At 57.4% G+C, this 18,817-nt stretch carries 19 protein-coding genes; 11 read left to right on the forward strand and 8 right to left on the reverse strand.

All coding sequences use genetic code 11. The features are described from left to right. Positions 1 to 56 precede the first annotated feature (56 nt). The 7 genes from SLH47_RS11650 (at position 57) to SLH47_RS11680 (ending at position 4,827) form a co-directional block, all read left to right on the forward strand. Complete coding sequence (locus SLH47_RS11650) at positions 57 to 668, forward strand: ribonuclease D (RefSeq protein ID WP_320239682.1); 612 nt, start codon at positions 57 to 59, stop codon at positions 666 to 668. Continuing rightward, the gene (locus tag SLH47_RS11655) at positions 668 to 1,636 is read left to right on the forward strand and encodes a KpsF/GutQ family sugar-phosphate isomerase (protein WP_320239683.1); all 969 of its coding nucleotides are present in this window, start codon (positions 668 to 670) and stop codon (positions 1,634 to 1,636) included. Before SLH47_RS11650 ends, SLH47_RS11655 begins: the two co-directional genes overlap by 1 nt. A 2-nt stretch (positions 1,637 to 1,638) precedes the next feature. Beyond that, complete coding sequence (locus SLH47_RS11660; protein ID WP_320239684.1) at positions 1,639 to 2,238, forward strand: hypothetical protein; 600 nt, start codon at positions 1,639 to 1,641, stop codon at positions 2,236 to 2,238. A 30-nt stretch (positions 2,239 to 2,268) separates the two neighbouring features. Then, on the forward strand, positions 2,269 to 2,754 hold the full coding sequence (locus SLH47_RS11665) for an LptA/OstA family protein (RefSeq protein WP_320239685.1): 486 nt from the start codon (positions 2,269 to 2,271) through the stop codon (positions 2,752 to 2,754). Then, positions 2,754 to 3,515 carry an LPS export ABC transporter ATP-binding protein gene (gene lptB, locus SLH47_RS11670; RefSeq protein ID WP_320239686.1) on the forward strand — a complete coding sequence of 254 codons (762 nt, stop codon included), beginning with the start codon at positions 2,754 to 2,756 and terminating at the stop codon, positions 3,513 to 3,515. The genes SLH47_RS11665 and lptB overlap by 1 nt, the downstream gene beginning before the upstream one ends. Positions 3,516 to 3,748: 233 nt before the next feature. Then, on the forward strand, positions 3,749 to 4,333 hold the full coding sequence (gene hpf, locus SLH47_RS11675) for a ribosome hibernation-promoting factor, HPF/YfiA family (RefSeq protein ID WP_320239687.1): 585 nt from the start codon (positions 3,749 to 3,751) through the stop codon (positions 4,331 to 4,333). Positions 4,334 to 4,362: 29 nt separating this feature from the next. After that, positions 4,363 to 4,827 carry a PTS sugar transporter subunit IIA gene (locus tag SLH47_RS11680; RefSeq protein ID WP_320239941.1) on the forward strand — a complete coding sequence of 155 codons (465 nt, stop codon included), beginning with the start codon at positions 4,363 to 4,365 and terminating at the stop codon, positions 4,825 to 4,827. A 6-nt stretch (positions 4,828 to 4,833) separates the two neighbouring features. On the opposite strand, the gene SLH47_RS11685 is transcribed toward SLH47_RS11680, so the two are convergent. The 7 genes from SLH47_RS11685 to cysQ all read right to left on the reverse strand — a co-directional run bounded on the left by SLH47_RS11685 (position 4,834) and on the right by cysQ (position 12,669). After that, positions 4,834 to 6,267: a sulfotransferase family 2 domain-containing protein gene (locus SLH47_RS11685; protein ID WP_320239688.1), complete on the reverse strand. Its 1,434-nt coding sequence runs from the start codon at positions 6,265 to 6,267 to the stop codon at positions 4,834 to 4,836. Further along, positions 6,264 to 7,967 (reverse strand): beta-1,6-N-acetylglucosaminyltransferase, encoded by a 1,704-nt coding sequence (locus tag SLH47_RS11690; protein WP_320239689.1) that lies wholly within the window; start codon positions 7,965 to 7,967, stop codon positions 6,264 to 6,266. The genes SLH47_RS11685 and SLH47_RS11690 overlap by 4 nt, the downstream gene beginning before the upstream one ends. Then, positions 7,964 to 8,923: a glycosyltransferase family 2 protein gene (locus SLH47_RS11695; RefSeq protein ID WP_320239690.1), complete on the reverse strand. Its 960-nt coding sequence runs from the start codon at positions 8,921 to 8,923 to the stop codon at positions 7,964 to 7,966. The genes SLH47_RS11690 and SLH47_RS11695 overlap by 4 nt, the downstream gene beginning before the upstream one ends. Positions 8,924 to 9,009: 86 nt before the next feature. Next, positions 9,010 to 10,047 carry a glycosyltransferase family 2 protein gene (locus tag SLH47_RS11700; RefSeq protein WP_320239691.1) on the reverse strand — a complete coding sequence of 346 codons (1,038 nt, stop codon included), beginning with the start codon at positions 10,045 to 10,047 and terminating at the stop codon, positions 9,010 to 9,012. 8 nt (positions 10,048 to 10,055) lie between these two features. Beyond that, a complete protein-coding gene (locus tag SLH47_RS11705) occupies positions 10,056 to 10,949 on the reverse strand; it encodes a UTP--glucose-1-phosphate uridylyltransferase (protein ID WP_320239692.1) in 894 nt (297 codons plus the stop codon). A gap of 122 nt (positions 10,950 to 11,071) precedes the next feature. Beyond that, positions 11,072 to 11,872, reverse strand: a complete 801-nt coding sequence (gene kdsB, locus SLH47_RS11710) for a 3-deoxy-manno-octulosonate cytidylyltransferase (RefSeq protein ID WP_320239693.1) — start codon at positions 11,870 to 11,872, stop codon at positions 11,072 to 11,074. Beyond that, on the reverse strand, positions 11,872 to 12,669 hold the full coding sequence (cysQ, locus tag SLH47_RS11715) for a 3'(2'),5'-bisphosphate nucleotidase CysQ (protein WP_320239942.1): 798 nt from the start codon (positions 12,667 to 12,669) through the stop codon (positions 11,872 to 11,874). The genes kdsB and cysQ overlap by 1 nt, the downstream gene beginning before the upstream one ends. Positions 12,670 to 12,712: 43 nt before the next feature. On the opposite strand from cysQ, the gene SLH47_RS11720 reads away from it, so the two are divergent. From SLH47_RS11720 to radC, 4 genes are all read left to right on the forward strand, one after another. After that, positions 12,713 to 13,615: an ABC transporter permease gene (locus SLH47_RS11720; protein WP_320239694.1), complete on the forward strand. Its 903-nt coding sequence runs from the start codon at positions 12,713 to 12,715 to the stop codon at positions 13,613 to 13,615. Positions 13,616 to 13,819: 204 nt separating this feature from the next. Next, positions 13,820 to 15,730 (forward strand): molecular chaperone DnaK, encoded by a 1,911-nt coding sequence (dnaK, locus tag SLH47_RS11725; protein ID WP_320239695.1) that lies wholly within the window; start codon positions 13,820 to 13,822, stop codon positions 15,728 to 15,730. 76 nt (positions 15,731 to 15,806) lie between these two features. Further along, positions 15,807 to 16,946, forward strand: a complete 1,140-nt coding sequence (gene dnaJ, locus SLH47_RS11730) for a molecular chaperone DnaJ (RefSeq protein ID WP_320239696.1) — start codon at positions 15,807 to 15,809, stop codon at positions 16,944 to 16,946. Positions 16,947 to 16,981: 35 nt separating this feature from the next. Then, positions 16,982 to 17,743, forward strand: coding sequence for a RadC family protein (gene radC, locus SLH47_RS11735; RefSeq protein ID WP_320239697.1), 762 nt, complete (start codon positions 16,982 to 16,984; stop codon positions 17,741 to 17,743). Between the two features lie 38 nt (positions 17,744 to 17,781). Here radC and SLH47_RS11740 read toward each other — a convergent pair whose 3' ends face one another. Further along, on the reverse strand, positions 17,782 to 18,741 hold the full coding sequence (locus tag SLH47_RS11740) for a hypothetical protein (RefSeq protein ID WP_320239698.1): 960 nt from the start codon (positions 18,739 to 18,741) through the stop codon (positions 17,782 to 17,784). Positions 18,742 to 18,817: the final 76 nt, after the last annotated feature.

Raw genomic sequence — 18,817 nt, forward strand, 5'->3', positions numbered from 1 at the left:
CATTAGGGTCACACCACGTATTTGCAGAACAACAGCAGCAAAGTGAGCCGCGTCAGATGGCAAATCACCTTTACAGAAACGATCTCCCAGACGGTTTGGACCTTGGTCCGATTGTGGCGATCGATTGCGAAACGATGGGACTAAACCCGCATCGCGACCGGCTCTGCCTGATCCAGATGTCGGGAGGTGATGGCGATTGCCACCTGGTCCAAATCCATCCTGATCACGTCGCGTCGCCCAATCTTTGCGCGATGCTGGAAAACCCGGACGTCCTGAAACTCTTCCATTTCGGACGTTTTGATATTGCCGCGCTCTACAAGACCTTGGGCGTTTTGACCGCGCCGGTCTACTGCACCAAGATCGCATCGAAGCTGGTGCGTACATTTACTGACCGCCATGGCCTGAAAACGCTTTTGCAGGACATGTTGGGCGTCGATATCTCGAAACATCAACAGCAAAGCGACTGGGGGGCAGAGACGCTGACCGACGCACAGCTCGATTATGCGGCGTCAGACGTACTCTACTTGCATCAACTTAAAGCAGCCTTCGACGCATTGTTGGCACGCGAGGAGCGGAAGGAACTGGCGCAATCCTGTTTCGATTTTCTGCCAACCCGCGCCAAGCTTGATCTTGCTGGTTGGCCCGAGACAGACATCTTCGCGCATTGATGACAAAACCTTCGCATCTTCTGGACACCGCGCAGCAGGTGATCAAGGCCGAGGCGGCAGCGCTCGAAACCCTCGCTGCGCAGCTTGACACTTCTTTTGACGCAGCGGTGACGCTTTTACTAAACGCCAAGGGCCGCGTAATCGTGTCCGGCATGGGCAAGTCTGGGCATATCGCACGCAAGATCGCGGCCACCTTTGCTAGCACCGGGACGCCAGCGCATTTTGTCCACCCCGCTGAGGCAAGCCACGGCGACCTTGGCATGATGACACGTGGCGACGTGGTACTCGTATTGTCGAATTCTGGTGAAACGCCCGAATTGGCAGATCTCGTGGCCTATACCCGCCGCTTTAACATCCCGATGATCGGCGTGGCGAGCAGGCCGGGCAGCACATTGCTGCAACGCGCGGATATTGCCATTGTTTTACCCAATCTGGGCGAGGCCTGCGGTACCGGGATCGTTCCGACCACGTCAACGACGATGACGCTGGCGCTGGGCGATGCGTTGGCGATCGCGCTCATGAAACATCGCGATTTCACCCCAGAGAACTTTCGTGACTTCCACCCGGGCGGCAAGTTGGGCGCCCAGCTTTCCAAAGTGGCTGACCTCATGCATGTGGGCGACACTGTGCCTCTGGCCCAGGTTGATACCCCGATGAGTGATGTTTTGCTGACCATCAGCAAGAAGGGATTCGGCGTTGTTGGTGTGCTCGACAGCAAGAACAGCCTTGTCGGCATTATCACTGATGGTGATTTGCGACGGCATATGGACGGATTATTGACCCATCACGCGGGCGACGTGATGACACCGCAACCCCAGACCATTGCGCCCAAAGCCCTGGCTGAAGAGGCTCTGGCTTTGATGAATAGTCGGGAAATCACAACTCTATTCGCGGTGGATCCCGACGCCGCAGGCAATGTTGCCGGTATTTTGCATATTCATGACTGCCTGCGTGCTGGTATTGTCTAAACATGCGCGGCAACGACAATCTGTATTCTGCAATGGTCGGTTGGGCCAAAATCCTGCTGCCGCTTTGTGCGCTTGCACTCCTCGCCACGCTGTTTCTGTTCGCGCGGGGGCAAAACGAGCCTACCGAAATCACCTTTTCCGAAGTTGAGGCCATCGCGAGGGAACAGCGGCTTTCAGCACCGAGGTTTTCGGGTGTCACTGATGACGGCGCGATCCTGTCGATCCATGCACGCTCTGCCCGGCCCGATGCAACGCAACCAGATACCGTCAACATCGATGACCTGCAAATGCGGATCGACAACCCTGGCGGAAGCCATTTGACCGTGACAGCAACGGAAGGGGAGTTGGACGGGCGCAGCCGCCTGGCACGGTTTCTGGGTCTAGCGCGGCTCGAGACGTCTTCGGGGTTCCAGATGGAGACGAACGGGCTGATCGCTGAACTCGATTCCGGTCTCGTGACATCGGACGGATTGCTTGAAATCCATGCCCCATTTGGGGAACTGACTGCCGGGCAGGTGACATTTCAGGTCTCCGCCGAGAATACTGGGCAGCAGATGCTGTTCACCGATGGTGTAAGGCTGCTATACGAACCGCAAGAGTAACTGCCAAAACGTCAAAGGGCACCTTTTCCCGTGCTAAGAATTATTCTACCTCTGATTGCATCAATCTGCCTTTGTGCAGGCACAGCGCTTGCACAGACCAGTATCGATCTGGGCGGGGTCGAGGTGGACACATCGGCAGCCATCGAGGTGACCGCCGACAGCCTGGCAGTGGATCAGGATACAGGTTCTGCCGTCTTCAGCGGGAATGTCGTGATCGGCCAAGGCGATCTGCGCCTGTCGGCAGGCATGGTTGAGGTGATTTATGTCGCCGAAAGCAGCGCCATCGCGCGTCTGATCGCCAGTGATGGCGTCACATTTGTGACGGCCAGCGAGGCGGCCGAAGCACAAGACGCCGATTACAATGTCGAAACCGGGCTGTTGACGCTCAACGGCGATGTTCTGTTGACTCAAGGGGCAAGCGCGATTTCGGCTGAAACGATGATCATCAATCTCACCGATGGGACAGCCACCATGGATGGCCGGGTACGCACCGTGCTGCAACAAGGTCAGAATTGATGGAAACGCCGCCCAATCTCAGCGTGCGCGACGGCGATGTTGGGCTTCACATTGTCAGCTTGCGTAAGAGTTATCGCAAACGTCCGGTCATTCGCGATGTGAGCATCGATCTCGGCAGGGGCGAGGTTGTTGCATTGCTGGGTCCCAACGGGTCGGGCAAGACAACGTGCTTTTACGCCATCGCAGGGCTGATCACAGCGGAAGGTGGCAAGGTCATCATCGATGGGCGCGACGTGACGACGCTTCCGATGTATCGTCGCGCCCAGCTTGGCATCGGCTATCTGCCGCAGGAAATGTCGATCTTTCGCGGCATGACCGTTGAAGACAATATCATGTCTATTCTTGAGATTGCTGAATCTGATCGGCACCGCAGAAGAGAGCGGCTGGAAGCGTTGCTGTCAGAGTTTTCGATTGAGCATTTGCGCCGCGCCTCGGCCTTGGCGTTGTCAGGTGGTGAACGGCGCCGCGTGGAAATCGCACGCTGCCTTGCGGCCGGGCCCAAATACGTGCTTCTGGATGAACCATTCGCAGGCGTTGATCCAATCGCCGTTGGCGAAATCCGTCATTTGGTTGCAGATCTGAAGAATCGTGGGATTGGCGTGCTGATCACCGATCACAATGTGCAAGAGACGCTGCAGATCGTCGACCGCGCCTATATTCTGCATGATGGCAAGGTGTTGATGAACGGCACAACCGAGGAAGTGATTCAGGACGAGAATGTGCGCCGGGTCTATCTCGGCAACAACTTCCGCGTGAATTAGGCCGCAGGCACCCGCCTCATAGCATTATTGACAACCTGCATCATTTCGGCGCCAAATGGGTGCGATGACTGACTCGATCTCTTTAGGCACGATCGCGTGCATCTGGTCGATGCGCCGACCGGCTCAGCAAAGAAAAGACGGGCGTTATCGTTTTCCAATGACATGAGAGCGACAAGATTGCCCCCGGGGGGAGGCTTCGCGACCATGTCAGAATAGCATTTACGGGAGAAGCGATGCGGTATCAAATCAGCGGTAAACAGATCGACATCGGAGCAGCATTGCAGACGCATGTGCAGACCGAGCTTGCCGAAATCCTCAGCAAATATGCCGGGCGCCCAACGGATGCACATGTGGTTTTCTCGAAGTCGGGGCATGAATATGTCTGCGAATCTATCGTTCATCTTTCAACCGGACTGACCGCGCAGGCAACGGGCAAAGCGCATGAGATTTATGCAGCTTTCGATAGCAGCGGTGAGAAGATGGACAAACAGCTGCGCCGCTACAAACGACGCCTGAAAGATCACCATGCAGGTCGCTCACAACCTGTTGAACTTTCAGATGCCGGGTCATATATCCTGCAGCCAAAGGACGACTCAGAAGAGGCTTCAGCAGAAACCGAAGATGCCGTGAACGCCATGATCGTGGCGGAAACGGAGACCAAGATACAGTCTTTGTCTGTCGGTGAAGCAGTAATGCAAATGGAAATCGCAAGTGCACCGGTGCTTGTGTTCCGAAACGAGAAAAACAACGGAATTAACGTCGTCTATCGACGCGACGATGGTAACATTGGCTGGATCGACCCACGTGATGCGGGTTGAACCGCCCAGATTTGGTGAGAGACGATCTTATGCAACTTGGTGAGATTTTGCAGCAATCTGCAGTCAAGACAATTTCATCATGCACCAGCAAGAAGCGGCTTTTTCACGATCTGGGCGAATTGGCTGAGACCAGCTATGGGCTGAACGCAACTGCCGTGATCGAAGCGCTTATTGAACGCGAAGGGTTGGGCCCAACCGGCGTCGGGCATGGCGTAGCCCTTCCTCACGCAAGGATCGCTGGCGCAGATGCCGTTAAGGGCATCTTTCTTCGGCTAGAGAAACCGCTGAATTTTGAAGCAGTCGACCGTCAACCGGTCGACCTGGTGTTTGCGTTGATTGCACCGGAAAGCGCGGGCGTGGACCACCTCAAAGCCTTGGCGCTTGTCTCAAGAACGTTGCGCGATGCCTCTGTCTGCTCCAAGCTGCGCGCCAACAGCGACCCGGCGACGCTGCACACAATCCTGACCGAACAGCAATCATCTCAGGCGGCCTAGGGGCCACTATCCCCAGTTTTCGAATCCGAACACCGCATAGTCGCGCGTATAAGCAGCCCGCGCGGCCTCTTCGATATGAGCGTCATAGATGGCCGTCAGCCAGGCTTCGTGGGGATGGGCCATGTCGGGCAGTACCTCATCCGCCGCGATGCCGATCTGGTTTGCCAGGGCCGGCAGATCATCCTGCAAACGCTCTTCGCGCAAGATCGCATCGGGCATCATGAATTGTGCAAAGCCTTGCAGTAACGTGAATTGTCCAGCCCAGGACGGATCAACCCGAATGCTGGTTTGCGCAGACAGGTTGTTCCGCAAGAATTGAAGAAACGCGAGAAATGCGGCCCGATGGGTAGCAACATCGTAGTTGCTTGTTTTCGTGAGATCCGGCGCCTGCGCCGGGATCGGCAACCGGTGGACCTTGCGCAAACTGGCGCGGATTTGTCCGAAACTGCCCGGCCCATCCAGCAGGATGCGGTCGCAAAACGCCGCGTGGGCGCGCGCGACTGGGTGACGCAGGACCGCAAAAGCGCGGTGTGGCATGTGGTCTTGCTGCCATTGCCGCAGGGTTTTCTGTGTGAATCCGGTCTTCAGTTCTGACAAAGCGACGCCGTCGATCCCGGCCAACCAATGCGCGATTGCGTCTTCGGGGCCGGAGCGGAGCGGCATGTGGATCAGCCCGCTCTTGGCGGCGGCAACATATGTCGGGATGGCCGGGCCCCGGCGCGGTTCAAAGTGCGGTGTGCTGTCGAGATCAAACCGGTCCAAAGCCTGCAAATCCACCCGCATTTCATCGTAATTGGCAACACGCGCCTCCAACGGTTCCGGGTTCTGTTTCTTGAGCTTCCTGTTGAGGTTTGACAGGCGCGCAGCAACACCCAGATAGGCCGCCAGACCATTAAGGATTTCAACGTCGCGCAGATCGTCATAGCCCATGTAGAAGGCCGTTTGCCCCGCACGCTGCAGCGTGTTGAGGACCTTGATCTGGAAATCCTGAAGCTTGCGCATATGCGCCTCAAACGCGGCGGTATCGAACGCGATTTGCGTCGATTTTGCATGGGTCGCGTTGGTCAGCTTCCACTGGCCAGTGGCTTGCGCGAGCTTCCAGCTGACAAAACTGTCGAGCGGATTGCGTGTCAGGATGATCTTGGCGCAATGCGGGTCGTTCAGGCAGCGGTCCAACACACGGGGATCATGGTCATGAAAGTAGCGAAACCCGCAAAGGCCGTCCTGCGCCTTAATCCGATCAAGCATGGCAAGCGGATCGTCCTCCCGCGCCTGAAGTGAGATGCCCAGGATGTCTTGCGTCTTCGGGTAACCGATGAAGGCGGGGTTAAACAGCTCTCCGAAACAGTGAACGCCATCCAGATCGTTCAGGTTCGCCTCAAGAAAGTTGGACCCGGTCCGCATCTCGGCCAGAACGATGAAAGACGTGAACTTCGTCATTGACGCCCGACAACATAGGGTTTGGGTATGGCGCTGCGGTCAGCGGTCGGGGCCTGCTGTGCGCTAAACTGACCGGTGAGGAAGGGATGCATACCCTGGTTCTTCAGGTCTTGCAGAAAGCCGGCCAGCCCCTGCAAATCCGCCATCTGCGGCAGGGCTGTCACAGCGCTCCCGCGATGGCCGGCAATCTCGTCAATGATGGATTGCAGGACTTCGGTAGGTGCCTCGACGAATTCGGCGAGGGTCATGATCTGGATGCGCGCACGGGCATGTGGCGCGCGAAGGGCGTTCAGAAACTTGTGCTCGATCCGTTGCAGGCGCGCCGCCTCTGCCCGCACTTCGCCCGCCGAGCGACCCGACAAGAACAAAGGCACGGCCCAAGCACCCGAGACAACCCAGATCCGCGCTTGTGTGTCTTTGGCCAACATCCAGCGGATATCTTGGGTATCAGCGGGCCCAAATTGAAAGCATTGATGAGTTTCGCGCCCGTTCCAGATCAGGTTGGTCAGGAACATACGCCCGTTGTAATCACGCAGTCGCGCGCTGTCGGACAAACCACCCCGGTCCAGTGGGGCACCACTGGCAAACTGCGCCCTATCCTTGGCGAAGAGATGCCCGTGCACTTCGGCCCCCGTGCGTTTGGCGAGCCATTGCGCAAAATCAGGGACAATGTCGTCGAAGCCCTGAAACACCGAATAGGGAGCCGCCGCCAAACCGTTTTCATGGTCGCGGTTGGGGAAACGGCTTTGCATGTAAAGGCCATGCCGCCCGCGCAACCGCCGGTCCACGGCACTTGCAAAAATACGGTCGATCCGTGCCGTATCGGGCTCCTGCAGGGTAGGCAGATCTGTCGCCTTGCGCGGAAACGCTCGATAAAGCCCTTCTGCATAAGGCCAGGCCTTACGCGCGACAAAGCAGCCCGACCGCATAAGCAACGGTGCATGATCATCGTAGAAGATATGCGGTTTGCCCTGAAAATCGAACTTGGACAGGGTGAGAGAGCGGCTTTCGATCCTGGTTGCATGACGGCGAACCAGCGTCTGGTAATAGCTTTCATCGGGGATCCAGACATGCCTGAAGAAGCGGTCGAAGACGCCGCGCTGCGGGTCATCCAGAATCGCGCGTAGTGTCTGGCGCGTGAGGCACCACCATTGCGACCCCATATGAGGCACAACACCTTCTGGCAGCTTGCGGCGGAAACGCACCAACTGCTGCAGCCTCACAAATTTGTCGAAAAGCCAGCGCTGTTTCTTCCAGGAAAACGGAAACAGCAATGTGAACCTTTCACGGTCAAGGCCACCCACCGGCCAGGGCACATCGGCCGTCGTCGCACTTTCGATGAAATCAGTATCAGGATGCGCTTCCAGATACGCGCAAAGTTCGGTCACCGGACGCAAAGGCAGGCAAGCACCTGAGGCCAGATAGACGTGGCGGACATCGGGAAAACTATCCAGCATCAAGGTGGCCGCCGCCTGCGACGCCGCGACAAGGCCCCACCCACCCCATTCGCAACGATGCCGTTTGCAAAGCAGCACATTGTCCATCACGCCCAGCGCTTGAGCGAAACTGTCATAGCTCTGCTGATCCACCTTCGAGTCAACATGCACTACAACAGGACAGCCGCCATCGACCCAATGGCGGACCATTTGCTCGGCCCGGTCAAAGGCCGTGTGAACCAACATGATGACGCCAACACTCACGCCCAGTTTCCCTTGGACATAAGGCCCAGCGCCTCAAGCTGGCGCCAGTTGATGTATTGCTCGCTCCACTGCGACCAAAAGGTTGGATCGGCGCCGTGGCGGGCCACGTAGGATTGGTACTCCTGGCCCTTCTTGTAGTGTTGCGCACGTTCCGCCTCTTGCGGGGCGCGTTCGTGGAAGGTGTTCAGGAACTTGGCGTGCAGCAGGATGCCAGAGGTCTTTTCGCCGCCACCTTGATCGTAGACAAGGTTCAGCCCCCGCGGCAGCATCATATGGGTCGAGCTGACATAGGCATAAGGTTTGCGCCATTTCACCAGCGGGATCTTGTTGAGCGCCGGTGCTTTCTTTGGCTTCTCGGCAAAGAACATCCGCGCCCTTGGTCCCCCCTGAATCCAGAGATTCCGCAAAAGCTTGTTGCGGCTCATCACGTAGTTGCCGGGATCAAACCAGTTCGCGACCTCCAGCGGGTCCTGGCCACGCGCGTAAGCCGCATCGCTCACCGGCCCCTTGGGATACATATCAAGTAGCATCGCCCCGAACGATCGCACCGCGCAGGCATCCAGCCAATCGGTCAGCGCGCGGATGGGCCGTGTGTCGCAGAACGGGTAGACGAAAAACTCATCCACATCGACGGTCAGCGCCCAGTGCCCATGGGCAAATTTGCCTTGCAGATACGTCAGCCAGTCAACGCCATAGCGCGCATCGCCATAACCTGCCTTGGTCGTCCAGAGCGAGACATCCTCTTGCTCGGCCAGATATGCGTCCCCACCATCGTCGCTGTTATTATCCACAAACAGGAAGTGGTTGATGCCAAGATCGCGATAGTAGCTGAGGAAATACGGCAGGCGGACATCTTCGTTGCGCAACGTGCAGAACAGCAGTATGTCATCGGGTCGGATCTGCGCCGTCCGATCACGCACCGGTGTCAGTTCACGCGCCTTCAGCCGCGCGCGCATCTTCCAGCGCTTACGCTGCCACCGCAGCCGATATGACGTCGCAATTCCCAAAAGCGGCCAATTCCCGTTACTTGCACCCCGGCATATCAGACCCAAAGCCCTTTGGACATCAGTCCTAACGCAGTCAACTGTTCGGTGCCCTCGTATCGTTGCGACGCGGGCGACCATAGGTCCGGGCCTTCGGTCAATTGCCGGTGATAATCTTGATAAAGATCACTATTCTCAAAGTGTTGACGGCGGGTAAGCTCTTCGGCGGACTTCTCGGCAATGTTGGGCAGAAACTTGGTATGGAGCAGTACACCCGTTGTTTTTGTGTCACCATCTTTGTCAAAGACATGGTTCAGGCGGCGCGGTAGCATCTGATGGGTTGAGCTGACATAGACGCGCCGCCAATGCCAGCGAACCAGGGGCGTCTTGCTGAGCGTAGGCGCCCTTGTCGGCTCATCCGCGAAAAAGACACGCTCTCTCACCCCACCCTGGATCCAAAGGTTGTCGTAAACGGGGTGTTGCTGGTGGCGATAATTGTCCGCGTCAAACCAGTCGAGCTGTTTGGTTGGATCGTCACCTGGCCCATAAGCGCCCGCGCCGAGCGGCCCCTTAGGGTAGAGGTCCAGCATCAATGCGCCAAAGGAAGCTGCGCCCTCACCTTCAAGCCACGCTGTCAGCGCAGAAAGATCACGCTCCGCGCAGTGCGGATAAACCAACAGTTCATCCGCATCCACCGTCAGGCACCAATGTCCATGCCCGTATTGCCATTGCAACCAACCCAGCCAGTCCATGCCAAAGCGGGACAGACGGTAGCTGTGCGCGGTGGTCCAAAGCGACACGTCGGGTTGTTCGGCCAGATAGGCTGCGCTCCCATCATCGCTGCCATTATCGACGATCAGGAAATGCTGCACGCCCAGCGCACGGTAATGCTGCAAAAAGTACGGCAAGCGCAGCATCTCGTTGCGCATTGTCGAAAAGCAAAGGACGTCATCAGGCGCAATCGTGGCGGTTCGGTCCACAACATTGCTGATCTGATGGCGTTTGCGCCAGATCCGGAACAGAAACCGGCGCCTTTTCCATCGCATCCGGTAGGCAAAGGTCGCCTCCGCCACCGGACCGCGATGGAAAGTCGTCATATCGGGTATTACTGCGCGGCCTGCCGTGTCGCGTGCAGCCCGGCGAGGTAATCTGACAACTCATCCCGCAGATCGTCGCGGGCCAGTGCAAAGGCAACGGTCGCCTGCAAGAACCCGGCCTTTGACCCGCAATCAAAACGCTGGCCGTCGAAGCGATAGCCATAGACGCCACGGCCTGCGACAATCTCGTGCGCGATGGCGTCTGTCAGTTGGTATTCACCACCGGCACCGCGGCCCAGATGGTCAAAGTTGCAGAGGACGTTGGGGTTCAGGATGTAGCGCCCGATCACGGCCAGGTTTGACGGTGCCGCATCCTTGGCTGGTTTTTCCACCATGCCTTTGACCTTCATCACGGCACCGTCCTGGCTTTCGACATCCAGCACACCATAGGCCGAGATCTTTTCCGGTGGCACTTCCATAGCGGCAACCATTGCGCCGCCGGTTTCTTCATAAGCCTCGACCATCTGCTGCAGACAGGGCTTTTCAGCAGCGATCAGATCGTCCGGCAAAATGACGGCAAAGGGCTCGTTGCCGATCAGCTTGCGGGCACATGACACCGCATGGCCCAGACCAAGGGGTTTGTGCTGTCGCAGATAGGCGATCGTGCCGCTATCCATGTTGGTGTTTTGAAGTATCTCCAGCAACTCGGTCTTGCCAGAGGCTTTGAGTGATGCTTCGAGATCCGGAGCGTGGTCAAAATAGTCTTCCAGGGCGGATTTGCCGCGAGAGGTCACAAAGATGAAGTCCTCGATCCCGGCGGCACGCGCCTCGTCAATCGCGTATTGGATAAGTGGTCGGTCAACCAGGGTCATGATCTCTTTCGGGACCGACTTCGTCGCTGGCAGGAACCGCGTGCCAAGGCCCGCGACGGGAAAAATCGCTTTGGTAACTCTTTTATGCATTGCAATGCCTTTCCTAGGATAATGCCACGCGATGTAGCGAGTTAACGCGACCATATTAAGTCAAAAAGCATATGAATCTGAATGGATTTCAGAAATTTGGTCGTAATTCCGCCAAATGCTTGTCAGGTCAGCCCAATCTGCACCATCATCGCCTCGATTCTCGGCACATCTTCGGGGTTGTTGAGCTCCCAGAACTGCCGCCCTCGTGCCTCAACTTCGACGCACAAAACTGGAATGCCGCGTTCGAGAAATCGCAGTTGTTCCAGCCCTTCAAGGCGTTCCAGAGCCCCCATCGGCCACCCGGCATAGGCGGCAAGGGCGTCGGGTCTGTAGGCATAAACACCGACATGGTGAAAGACAGGTGTATCTTCGCCGTCGGCATACGATCCGCCGGTAAAGGGAATCACCTCTTTCGAGAAGTAGAGCGCATTGTGATCGGCCCCAAACACGGCCGTCGTGCCGCCAACGCGTCCCGCCTGCCTGTCGGCGCGCAATGCGTTGAGCGTCGCTCCATCGGTGCGCAGGACCGGTGTCGCGACCCCGGATTGCGGCGCGGCGCGCAATCCCGAGACGAGGTCTTCGACAAACCAGGCGGGAGTGAGCGGCGCGTCACCTTGAAGATTGACGACAATCTCGGCCTCTGCCGCCAAATTCGCCACAGCCTCCGCGCAGCGTTCAGTCCCGTTCTGGCAGGTGGTCGCGGTCATCACGACCTCCGCGCCAAATGCCGTTGCCGCATCCGCAATGCGATCATCATCGGTCGCAACGACCACGCGGTCGGCACCCTGCACCTGCATCGCCGCCTCCCATGACCGCTGCACAAGACTTTTGCGCTGCCCCGTCGCACCCTGCAGCGCAACCAGTGGCTTGCCCGGATACCGGGTGGACGCGTAGCGCGCAGGGATGACGATCAGCACTGACATCAGGCTTTTTCCAGTGCGACACCGGGAGCGAGGGCAAGGAAGAACGGGTTTTCAAAGCCCGGTTTGCCATAGCTCAGTGGTGTATGATCATCGAAACGCAGAACCGATCCGCCCGCACCAGCCAAAACGGCGTGGCCAGCAGCCGTATCCCACTCCATCGTGCGGCCCAGCCGCGGGTAGAAGTCGGCCTCACCTGCGGCGAGGAGGCAGAATTTCAGCGACGAACCGGCACTTTTCATGTCCGCGATCTTGTATTTCGCAATGTAATCCTCGGTCGCCTGATCGCGATGCGATTTCGAAGCGACAATCAATAGAGCATCGTTGTCGGGATCAGAGACGCGTAAAGGCTGTGTCGGACCAATGACCGCTTTATCGAGGGCACCCGTCTCCTCGACTGTGGCACCATCAGCACCTGTAAAGAACATCCGCCCTATCGCGGGCGCATAAACCACCCCGCGGATCGGCACACCGTTCTCAACATAAGCGATGTTGACCGTAAACTCTCCCCGGCGCTTGATGAACTCCTTCGTCCCGTCCAACGGATCAACGATGAGGAAGGTCTGCACGTCCTGCCCATGAGACGCCGCCTGTTCTTCGGTCACAAGCGGGACGTCTGGGAATGCATCGCGCAACCCGGCGCTGATAATCGCATCGGCCGCTTCATCGGCTGCGGTAACGGGGCTGTCGTCGCTTTTGCTGCGCACTTGCAGATCATCGGCATTGTAGATGTCCATGATCGCATCGCCCGCCTCCAGCGCCAGAAGCCGCATAAGAGGGATGAGCCGCTCATAATCCATCCCATTGTCCCCATTGTTGAATTGACGCAATGCCGCCCTTATGGTGCCCCATCAATGGATCAGCAAGGATCGTGTGGCAGAAACCACCATATCGGGCAAGGCCAGACGGGACCCCAACCAGCAGATGTTTGAACCAAAGACGCTGACAACACCAAGCCAGAGCTTCTGGAGCATGATCGACGTCATGTACCACACGATCGTGCGGAAAATCCGGCAGGGACACCGCAACGCGGTTGTCGGCATCGCACTGGATGTCCTGCGCAGTATTGTGATGGTTTTGGCCTTCTTTGTCATTTTTCTGGTGTTGGGCTTGCGCAGCTCGCCTATTCGGGGCGACTTCCTGCTTTTCATCATGACGGGCATATTTGTCTACATGACGCATATACGGGCAGTAACTGCAGTCGCTGGGGCCGAGGGGCCGACGGCCGCAATGATGAAACACGCACCAATGAACACGCTGATCGCCATCGTCTCAGCTGCGTTTTCGGCCCTTTACACCCAGATCCTGGCTTTGGGGACCATCTTGCTTGTCTACCACATCGTATTCACGCCCATTACGATTGATCAGCCAATCGGCGCAATGGGCATGTTGTTGGTCGCGTGGTTTTCGGGCATCGCCGTTGGCACCGTATTTCTGGCAGTCATCCCGTGGATCCCGGACTTGGGCCAGCTGCTTCGCACCTTCTATGTGCGTGTCAACATGATCGCATCCGGCAAGATGTTTGTGGTAAACACCCTGCCCGCCAGCATGGTCGCCTTGTTTGACTGGAATCCGCTCTTTCACATTATTGACCAAATACGCGGCTTTGTCTTTCTGCACTACAACCCCTTTGTCACGTCGATCATGTACCCGATCTATTTCTCGCTGGCTGTACTGATGATTGGTATGTTGGGCGAATTCTTTACACGCCGCAGCGTCTCACTCAGTTGGACGGCGGGGCGTTAGCAAAGGTTAAGGCGCAATGCCGTTTGGGCATGCTGCATTTCTTTGTTTTACAGGGCTTCGGACGCTTGCAGCCCCCAGAGCCCGACCCTATATACCCAAAGATCAAGTTTCGGGGCATGTGACCCGGACGTAATCAACTTACTGGCGCGGGTGCCGCAATGGGTTCGCGCCTCTCAAACCGCCTGAAGTAGAGGGATTTGAAAAATGGCTAAAGTGATTGGCATCGACCTTGGAACGACCAACTCTTGTATCGCGATCATGGACGGCTCTGAGCCGCGCGTGATCGAAAACTCTGAGGGTGCACGCACAACACCTTCGATTGTCGCATTTACAGATGACGAGCGCCTCGTCGGCCAACCGGCCAAACGTCAGGCCGTCACCAACCCCGAAAACACCATTTTTGCCGTCAAGCGCCTGATCGGGCGCCGGTTTGACGACAAGGATCTGTCGAAAGACAAAAAGAACATGCCTTTCGCAGTTGTCGATGGCGGCAATGGCGATGCATGGGTTGAAAGCAAGGGTGAGAAATACTCCCCGTCCCAGATTTCCGCCTTCATCCTGGGTAAGATGAAGGAAACCGCCGAGACTTATCTTGGCGAAGACGTCACGCAAGCCGTGATCACCGTGCCTGCCTATTTCAACGACGCGCAACGTCAGGCGACAAAAGACGCTGGCAAGATTGCTGGCCTCGAAGTGCTGCGGATCATCAACGAGCCAACGGCTGCCGCACTGGCCTATGGCCTCGACAAGAAAGACAGCAAGACCATCGCCGTTTATGACCTTGGCGGCGGTACGTTCGACGTCACGATCCTCGAAATCGACGACGGCCTCTTCGAAGTGAAGTCCACCAACGGTGACACGTTCCTGGGTGGTGAAGACTTTGACATGCGCATCGTCAATTACCTGGCTGATGAGTTCAAGAAAGAGAACTCGGTCGATCTGACGCAAGACAAGATGGCGCTGCAGCGTCTGAAAGAGGCAGCCGAAAAAGCCAAGATCGAACTGTCGTCGTCTTCCAGCACCGAAATCAACCAGCCGTTTATCTCGATGGGATCAAACGGCCAGCCGCTGCACATGGTCATGAAACTGACCCGCGCGAAGCTGGAAAGCCTTGTCTCTGACCTGATCAAGCAATCGATCAAGCCATGTAAGGATGCCATCAAGGATGCGGGCCTCTCGGTCAGCGACATTGATGAGGTGGTCCTGGTCGGCGGTATGACCCGCATGCCGAAGGTGAAGGAAGAAGTTGCCAAATTCTTTGGCAAGGAAGCCCACCAGGGCGTGAACCCTGACGAAGTGGTCGCCATGGGCGCTGCCATCCAGGCCGGTGTTTTGCAGGGTGACGTGAAAGACGTTGTTCTTTTGGACGTCACACCGCTGTCGCTCGGCATCGAAACGCTGGGCGGTGTCTTCACCCGCCTGATCGACCGCAACACGACGATCCCGACGAAGAAGTCTCAGGTCTTCTCGACCGCCGAAGACAACCAGAACGCCGTGACCTTGCGCGTATTCCAGGGTGAGCGCGAGATGGCAGCCGACAACAAGATGCTGGGTCAATTCAACCTCGAAGACATCCCGCCAGCCCCACGTGGCATGCCGCAGATTGAGGTGACTTTCGACATCGATGCCAACGGTATCGTTGAGGTCGGCGCGAAAGACAAAGGCACCGGCAAAGAGCAAAAGATCACCATCCAGGCCTCTGGCGGTCTGTCGGATGAGGATATCGAAGCGATGGTTAAGGACGCCGAGGCAAATGCCGAGGCCGACAAGGAACGTCGTGAGCTGGTCGATGCCAAGAATCAGGCGGAAAGCCTGATCCACTCGACCGAAAAGTCGATGGAAGAGCATTCCGACAAGGTCGACCCGACGACGATCGAAGCCATCGAACTGGCCATTGCCGCGCTGAAGGATGATCTGGAAGCCGACGATGCGAAGGCTGAAAAGATCAAGTCGGGCATCCAGAACGTGACAGAAGCCGCGATGAAGCTGGGTGAAGCCATCTACAAGGCGCAGCAAGAGGAAGAAGGCGAAGCCGAGCCCGAAGCCAGCGCTGCGGATGACGACATCCTTGATGCCGATTTCGAAGACCTGGGCGACGACAAGCGTGACAATTAAGGCGGCACGCCGTTAAGGAATTGGACCGGCCCGGCTGAAGGGTCGGTCTTTTCCTTTCCCAAGGGGGAAAAGTATCATGGCTAAACGTGACTATTACGAAGTTTTGGGTGTTGCCAAAGGTGCTGACGCCGCAGCGATCAAGAAAGCCTATCGCCAGAAGGCGAAAGAGCTGCACCCGGACCGCAATGCCGACAACCCAGACGCCGAGGCCCAGTTCAAAGAAGCGAACGAGGCTTACGAGGTCCTGAAAGACGCTGATAAAAAGGCGGCCTATGACCGCTTTGGTCATGCTGCATTTGAAAACGGCATGGGCGGTGGTGGGCGTAGCGGCCAGCAAGGCGACTTTGCGAGCGCGTTCTCGGACGTCTTTGATGACCTTTTCGGCGATTTCATGGGCGGCGGGCGCGGTGGCGGACGCCGCAGCGGCGCGCAACGTGGTAATGATCTGCGCTATAACCTGCGCATCAATCTCGAAGACGCATTTGCCGGTCTGCAAAAGACGATCACGGTGCCGACGGCCGTTGGCTGTTCCGCATGTAACGGTACTGGTGCCGAAGGCGGGTCAGAGCCGCAGACGTGCCCCACCTGTAACGGCATGGGCAAGGTGCGTGCGCAGCAAGGGTTCTTCACCGTCGAACGGACCTGCCCGACCTGTAACGGGCTGGGCCAGATCATCAAAGACCCTTGCCGTGTCTGTAATGGCGCTGGGCGTGTCGAGAAAGAGAAATCGCTGTCGGTCAACATCCCCGCGGGCGTTGAAACCGGTACGCGTATTCGCCTGGCTGGTGAGGGTGAGGCAGGCATGCGCGGCGGGCCAACCGGTGATCTTTACATCTTTATTGAGGTCAACGATCACGCGCTTTTCGAACGTGAGAACACCAATCTGTTCTGTCGTGTGCCGGTCTCCATCGCCACGGCCGCGCTGGGTGGCGAGATCGAAGTCCCCACTATCGATGGTGGGCGCAGCCGGGTGAAAGTGCCCGAAGGTTCGCAATCCGGGCGACAGATGCGCCTGCGCGGCAAAGGCATGCCAGCTTTGCGCGGCGGTCAGTTGGGCGACATGTTCATTGAACTGGCAGTCGAAACGCCGGTGAAATTGACAGCACGGCAACGTGAAATTCTGCGCGAATTTGACAAGCTGAGCGAGGACAACAACCCGCAAGGCTCAAGCTTTTTCGCGTCTGTGAAAAGCTTTTGGGACTCGATGAAGAGTTAACGGCAAAGTAACCAAAGTGACGGCAAGCTGAGCCCATGTCTCAGTTTGCCGAAACAAGAAACCTGTTTGCTGATCTTGATGAAGTGGTCGAGGTCGCAGCACTGCCAAGCGGCAAACCCCCATCTTACATCCGTGATCACCGCAAACGCTTGCGCGAGCGGTTTCTCAACGGCGGTGCATCTGCTGTTCCCGATTATGAACTGCTTGAACTCGTCCTTTTTCGTGCGATCCCACGGCAAGACGTCAAGCCACTGGCGCGCCGCTTGATCGATCAATTCGGGGATTTCAATCGCGTTCTCTCAGCGCCGATCACCCAATTGCGGCAAGTCGACGGGGTTGGCGATGCTGTGGCTGTTGAGCTCAAAATTGTAGAGGCGGCGGCCCACAGGCTCGCCCGGGCAAAGGTGATGCAACGGCATGTTGTGTCCAGTTGGGACGCGTTGCTCGATTACTGCCACACGACCATGGCGCACCGCATGACCGAACAGTTTCGCATTCTGTTTCTGGACACTAAGAACGCGGTCATTGCAGATGAAGAACAGGCGCAAGGCACAGTGGATCACGTCCCCGTATATCCGCGAGAGGTGGTCAAGCGCGCGCTTGAGTTGAATGCCGCCTCGCTCATCCTTGTTCACAACCATCCGTCTGGTGATCCGACACCGTCAGGGGCCGACATTCAGATGACGCGGCAGATTACTTCAGCTGCTAAGGCGCTGGGGATCACGGTGCATGATCATCTGATCATCGGGAAATCCTGTGAACTCAGCTTTCGTGCGCAAGGTTTGTTCGAGACCTAAGACGCCAATGGATCATCTGAGGCGGGACCCTCAGGCCGCTAACGCCAGGCGAGTGCGAAGTCCCTGAACTGATCCTCAAGCACGACGACCTGATCAACGGCATCGCAGCTTGGCAGACCCGCACTGATCTGACGTGTCTGTAACGGGCCACCCATGGAGGTCTGGATCGTCTTCGTATCGACCTCTCGGCCGCAATTCTCTTCGGTTACAGCAACGCTCAACTGAAGGATCGTCTGCGATGTCGACCGATCATGGCCTGCTGGATAGGTGTAAACCTCGGCTAGGCGCGGTGTGTCTGCTTCCATTGTGCCAAGGCGCAGGACAAAACCCTGCTCGCCAGCAACGGCATCCTCCGCGTCATGGACGGAAGCTGACCAGACATGCCCGGCATCACCGATTGATGCGCCGTCTTCCAGCGCGTGAAGCTGCAGATTGTACTGTCCGTCCCATTGCAGAATGGCCCGGTCGTAGATGCGCACGTCGGGCACATTGACCGACACGCGGGCATGTTCAACATTTTCGAAAAGGGCGGCAAATGTTGCCTCAACGGCAAGCGCCGGCACCACCAAAGACGCCACGCCTTCATCATCGGTACGCGCTGTAAAGGCCAAGGCTTCATGCCGCAGCATGAAATCGGTATCCTGGTGGCACGGCGCCATGAGGTAAAGCGACACCATCGCCGCCTCTTCCGGCGCCGCCCTGAGCGTCGCGGTACATCCCTGGATGGGCGTTGCAAGAATGGTCCCCATTTCGGGCACAGCAAACTCGGCATAGACAGCGTCGACGGGCAGGACGGTTTGCCGGTTGGCCCGATGATCAAGCGGTGTCGTGACGACATCGGGCACGCCGAAAACGGCCTCGCCCGCGCTATTCTTCGGCAATGTCATGACGCGGACTGATTTGAGGTCTTGCCGTTCAACAGGTTCGGCAGCGGTCGCGCTCTGCTCCTGGCCAGCCTGCATCACAAAGCCGACCCCAAGCGCGACAGATAACGTCATTGTAGCCGTTTTAATGGTACTCAAACGCGACATCCCCAGCTCCGTTGTCCGCCCGATCACTGAAGACTGGAAAAGA

This window comes from Cognatiyoonia sp. IB215182 (assembly GCF_033963905.1).
Lineage (GTDB): Bacteria > Pseudomonadota > Alphaproteobacteria > Rhodobacterales > Rhodobacteraceae > Yoonia.

Coding starts and splice junctions, on each gene's coding strand:
- SLH47_RS11650 (WP_320239682.1), top strand. CDS start 57: ATGGCAAATCACCTTTACAGAAACGATCTCCCAGACGGTTTGGACCTT.
- SLH47_RS11655 (WP_320239683.1), top strand. CDS start 668: ATGACAAAACCTTCGCATCTTCTGGACACCGCGCAGCAGGTGATCAAG.
- SLH47_RS11660 (WP_320239684.1), top strand. CDS start 1,639: ATGCGCGGCAACGACAATCTGTATTCTGCAATGGTCGGTTGGGCCAAA.
- lptB (WP_320239686.1), top strand. CDS start 2,754: ATGGAAACGCCGCCCAATCTCAGCGTGCGCGACGGCGATGTTGGGCTT.
- hpf (WP_320239687.1), top strand. CDS start 3,749: ATGCGGTATCAAATCAGCGGTAAACAGATCGACATCGGAGCAGCATTG.
- SLH47_RS11680 (WP_320239941.1), top strand. CDS start 4,363: ATGCAACTTGGTGAGATTTTGCAGCAATCTGCAGTCAAGACAATTTCA.
- SLH47_RS11685 (WP_320239688.1), bottom strand. CDS start 6,267: ATGACGAAGTTCACGTCTTTCATCGTTCTGGCCGAGATGCGGACCGGG.
- SLH47_RS11695 (WP_320239690.1), bottom strand. CDS start 8,923: ATGCGCGCGCGGCTGAAGGCGCGTGAACTGACACCGGTGCGTGATCGG.
- SLH47_RS11700 (WP_320239691.1), bottom strand. CDS start 10,047: ATGACGACTTTCCATCGCGGTCCGGTGGCGGAGGCGACCTTTGCCTAC.
- SLH47_RS11705 (WP_320239692.1), bottom strand. CDS start 10,949: ATGCATAAAAGAGTTACCAAAGCGATTTTTCCCGTCGCGGGCCTTGGC.
- kdsB (WP_320239693.1), bottom strand. CDS start 11,872: ATGTCAGTGCTGATCGTCATCCCTGCGCGCTACGCGTCCACCCGGTAT.
- cysQ (WP_320239942.1), bottom strand. CDS start 12,669: ATGGATTATGAGCGGCTCATCCCTCTTATGCGGCTTCTGGCGCTGGAG.
- dnaK (WP_320239695.1), top strand. CDS start 13,820: ATGGCTAAAGTGATTGGCATCGACCTTGGAACGACCAACTCTTGTATC.
- dnaJ (WP_320239696.1), top strand. CDS start 15,807: ATGGCTAAACGTGACTATTACGAAGTTTTGGGTGTTGCCAAAGGTGCT.
- radC (WP_320239697.1), top strand. CDS start 16,982: ATGTCTCAGTTTGCCGAAACAAGAAACCTGTTTGCTGATCTTGATGAA.
- SLH47_RS11740 (WP_320239698.1), bottom strand. CDS start 18,741: ATGACGTTATCTGTCGCGCTTGGGGTCGGCTTTGTGATGCAGGCTGGC.